Origin of the sequence: Methylobacterium aquaticum, assembly GCF_001043915.1 — a bacterium.
GTDB lineage: Bacteria > Pseudomonadota > Alphaproteobacteria > Rhizobiales > Beijerinckiaceae > Methylobacterium > Methylobacterium aquaticum.
The window spans coordinates 1-3,542 of sequence record NZ_LABX01000395.1; the positions used below are offsets into that span (position 1 = coordinate 1).

General features: G+C 73.9%; 4 protein-coding genes. 1 reads left to right on the forward strand and 3 read right to left on the reverse strand.

Annotated elements, in window-relative coordinates; all coding sequences use genetic code 11:
* A partial coding sequence (locus VP06_RS32695) for a DUF2336 domain-containing protein (protein ID WP_048467996.1) occupies window positions 1–906 on the reverse strand: 906 nt, incomplete at its 3' end.
* 602 nt (window positions 907–1,508) lie between these two features.
* On the opposite strand from VP06_RS32695, the gene VP06_RS32705 reads away from it, so the two are divergent.
* On the forward strand, window positions 1,509–2,300 hold the full coding sequence (locus VP06_RS32705; protein WP_197093347.1) for a hypothetical protein: 792 nt from the start codon (window positions 1,509–1,511) through the stop codon (window positions 2,298–2,300).
* 13 nt (window positions 2,301–2,313) lie between these two features.
* On the opposite strand, the gene VP06_RS32710 is transcribed toward VP06_RS32705, so the two are convergent.
* Both VP06_RS32710 and VP06_RS32715 read right to left on the reverse strand, forming a co-directional pair.
* A complete protein-coding gene (locus tag VP06_RS32710) occupies window positions 2,314–2,895 on the reverse strand; it encodes a DUF1254 domain-containing protein (protein WP_048467998.1) in 582 nt (193 codons plus the stop codon).
* Complete coding sequence (locus VP06_RS32715; protein WP_425350982.1) at window positions 2,892–3,488, reverse strand: DUF1214 domain-containing protein; 597 nt, start codon at window positions 3,486–3,488, stop codon at window positions 2,892–2,894. The genes VP06_RS32710 and VP06_RS32715 overlap by 4 nt, the downstream gene beginning before the upstream one ends.
* Window positions 3,489–3,542 lie beyond the last annotated feature (54 nt).

Here is a 3,542-nt window from a genome sequence, read left to right on the forward strand (position 1 = left end):
CACCGCCTCGACCGAGCGGGCGATCGAGGGATCGAGGCGCAGGAAGATGAACACGGCCTCCTCCTCGGCGAGGTCGGCGGCCCGCAGGGCCAGGGCCAGGAGGTCGCGCCGTTCCGGCTCGGTGGCGCGGAAGCTCACCCCCGGCATGCCGAGCGCCTCGCCCAGCGCCACCTCGAACCGCTCCGGCTCGCCGCGGGCCGCGAAGGCGGTGAGCGCGGCACCGGTGGCGCGCAGGCTGGCCCGCCCTTGCGGCCGCAACGCCGCCCGGGCGGCGACGCCGTCGCGGATCGCCGCCCGGCGCTCCGGCCCCGCCTGGAGGTAGAGGGGGGCCAGGTCGACGGCCGGCAGGTCGTCGCGGGCGACCAGCAGGGCGGCCAGGTCCGGACGGCGCCGCGCCCGCTCCACCAGCCGCTCCAGGGCGGCCCCGGCGAGCGGTGCCGTGGCGTTGCGCGCGAGCGCCAGGTCGACCTCCGGCTCGTCGCGCAGGGTCAGGTCGTCGACCAGCGCCCGGCCGAGATCGCTCCGCAAGGCGATGACCGCGTCGAGCTCCGGCCCGTTGCCGGCGGCATCGAGCAAGGCCGTCGACAGGACCGGGCTCAGGGCGATCACGGCATCGCGGGCGCCGCCGCCATGGGCGGCGAGCAGCGTCAGCACGCTCTGGGGCGTGTCGGCCAAGGGCGCGAGCTTCTGGGCGACGATCTCGGCGGTGGCGGAATCGACCGTCGGGATCAGCCCGCAGGCCAGGGATTCGAAGGCCCGGATCGTCGCCACGTCCCGCACGGGAGCGGCGCGAAACAGGTCCGTCTGCACCCGCAGCAGGACTGGTTTCATGTCGAGACGCCGGTCTCGCGCGAGATCGAGGAGACCGGAGAGGTCCGGCGGAGCGTCGGCGGCAGAGCGGGCCATGGGCGATCGGGTACGCAGGACATGAAAGCGAATTCGAGAATGCGGGTGACTGCGTAAAGCGACGCTTAAGGCTGTGGCCAACGGGCGGATCGCGGCCTGGGGACAACGGGGACGGTCGCCCCGTCCGGTCACCGGTGGTTTACGGCGCCGGCCGGCCGGCAACCGGCCGGCGCCCGGCGGGAAACCGTCCATTAACCATGCACGTGGTTTCTGTGCCCTGCGAGGACGCGGATCGGCGGCAGTCCCGGAGGGACGTGACGGAGGCGGGTGAACACACATGGTCGGCCTACAGCGACGTCCCTCGGCGGACATCATCCCGTTCCCGGCCGCGCGCGCACGCTCCGTCGCCGGCGGCTCGGCCCCTCTCCATTCGGCGGACCTGGTCCGCGGCAGAATTCTGCTGTTCACGGGAGTGCGCTATGAAAGGCTGCCCGATCCCGCCGAGCCCGGCCTGCCCGCCCCCGAGCGGCGCTGCCGGCGCTGAGCAGATGTCGCACCAGGGATGGCCGGCTTTGCGACACGAGTCTGCGACGACGCAGGAATCCAGGCGGAGGACAGGTGAGGCCGCCACCCCGAGCCTGCCGGGAGATCCGCGCCCCGCGATGATGCGCGGCCTAGTTCCGCACGCCTTGCGGCTCGCCCGCATCCTTCTCGCGGCGCCGCTGGTGGCGGCCTGCACCCAGCAGGGCGATTTCGGCCGCCCGGCGCCGACCGCCTGGAACAGCCTGATCAATGCCGCCGGGACGTTCGCCGCGCATGAGCGGGGCGAACCGGCCTCGCTGTTTCCATTCACCGAGGACGAGCGGGCCCTGCGCGACCGCGCTTGGCGCTTCCTGATGCCGGCCCGGGAGCGCAGCCTCTTCGACGCCGCCCTCGACAACCTCACCCGCGCCCGGGTGCTGCCGGCGAGCTGGCGCCTCTCCGATCCCACGGCCTATTACGAGGCGATCACCGCCGGGCCGTTCCGCTCTCCCGTCTCGCGCTACCGCCGTCTCTCCGACGATCTGGTGGCGGATGGGCGCCTCGTCCCGGCCTTCGCCGAGACGGCGGCGCGGGTAGTGCGGGCGGACCTGACGCGGTTGCAGAGCCTTCCCTTCATCACCACCCTGGACGATCGCGACGTGCGCAGCGCCGCGATGCGGGTGGCCGAGAACCGCTGCCTCATCGCCTGGGTGCGCCTGGAGACCGGGGCGCGCGCCGCATCCTACCGCTACGCCCTCGAGCACCTGCTGGTGGCCGCCCCCGAGGAGGAGGCGATCGCCACCGAGCGATCCCTGGCCTTCCTGGAGTCGCGCCGGCACCTGCTCGATCCGCTGCTGCCGCCGGATGCCGAGGCGCGTTGCGGCCTCGTCCCGCCGGAGCCCGGCGGGGTGGTGCTGGTGCGCAAGGGCTGACGGCCGGCACCCCTCACTCGTCCGGCCCGTCGATGGTGCAGGAGACCGAGCGCGCGGCGTCGTTGGCCTGGACCTGCTGGCTCGGCAGAGCGGCCAGCACCCGCACACTGACGAAGCCCTGCCGGCTCGGCGCGATGATCCGCACGTCGCGGTTGCGCTCGTCCTCGTCGGCGGTGGCGAGGGCCTCGTCGAACTGGCGCTGGGTCATGATGACGAGTTCCACCGTGCCGCGCACGGCGGCCTGGTCGGTGATGGCGTAGTAGGCTCCACCGCGCCCGTGCAGGGCGATGGTCTCGAGCAGCGGGCCGGTCTCGGCGGTGATCCGCACCGGACCGTCGTCGAGGTCGTAGGCGCAGACGCCCACCGCCACCGCCGGATCCTGCGGCGGCAGCCACCCTTCCGCGGGCTGCGCCGGCCCGCTGGTCTTGGCGGCGTGGACCAGCACCGAGGTGTCGTTGGCCAGCGTCGCCCGCGCGCGTGCCATGGCGTCGCCGGCGGCGAGGTAGGGGATCGCCAGCACCGTCGCGATATGGACGAGCCCGGCCAGGACGAGGCCGCACAAGGTGGCGAGGATGAAACGGCCGAGCGGCGTCACGGGCACTCCTCCCGGGTGATCGAGGGCACGCCCTCGCGCTCGAGCACGCCGGTGCTCGCCGCCACCGGCGTATCGTAGAGGCGCAGCACCAGCCGGATCGAGCCCTCGCCCTCCGGCATCGGCAGCCAGTTTCCGGGTTGAACGGCCGGGCTCATGGTCACGGCGAAGCGGCCGTCGCGGTCGCGCAGCACCTCGGTGGAGGTGAAGCCGGTGCGCGGCGGCGGCACCTGACCCGCCTGCGACGGGGTGGGCTGCGCCTCGTCGGGCTTCGGATGGCGGCTGCGCTCCACCGTCAGGGTCCAGGCCCGGGCCGGCGGCGTCGCGCCGGCGATGCGGTAGCGGCAGGAGGGATCGAGCCGCTGCCCGGCATCGTCGGTGAGCGCGGTGAGGAGCAGGCCCTCGCCCAGGGCCAGCGGAATCTCGCCGGTGCGGGCATGGATCGCCCGCACATAGGGATCGGCGCCGCGGGCGCCGATCTTCGGCCAGGCGGTCCAGGCATTGAGGACGACGCCTCCGAACGGGTAGCGCCCCCGCGTCGCCCAGTTGGCCGAGGCAAGGCCCAGGCCCGCTCCCAGGGTGAGGGCATAGAGCATCAGCCCCACGATCCACACCCCGCGCAGGCGGGCCGCCTGCCGCGGGGTGTGGAT

What these genes read in the sequence shown, in the direction of transcription:
- VP06_RS32705 (WP_197093347.1), top strand. Translation starts at nt 1,509, where the DNA reads ATGATGCGCGGCCTAGTTCCGCACGCCTTGCGGCTCGCCCGCATCCTT.
- VP06_RS32715 (WP_425350982.1), bottom strand. Translation starts at nt 3,488, where the DNA reads ATGCTCTATGCCCTCACCCTGGGAGCGGGCCTGGGCCTTGCCTCGGCC.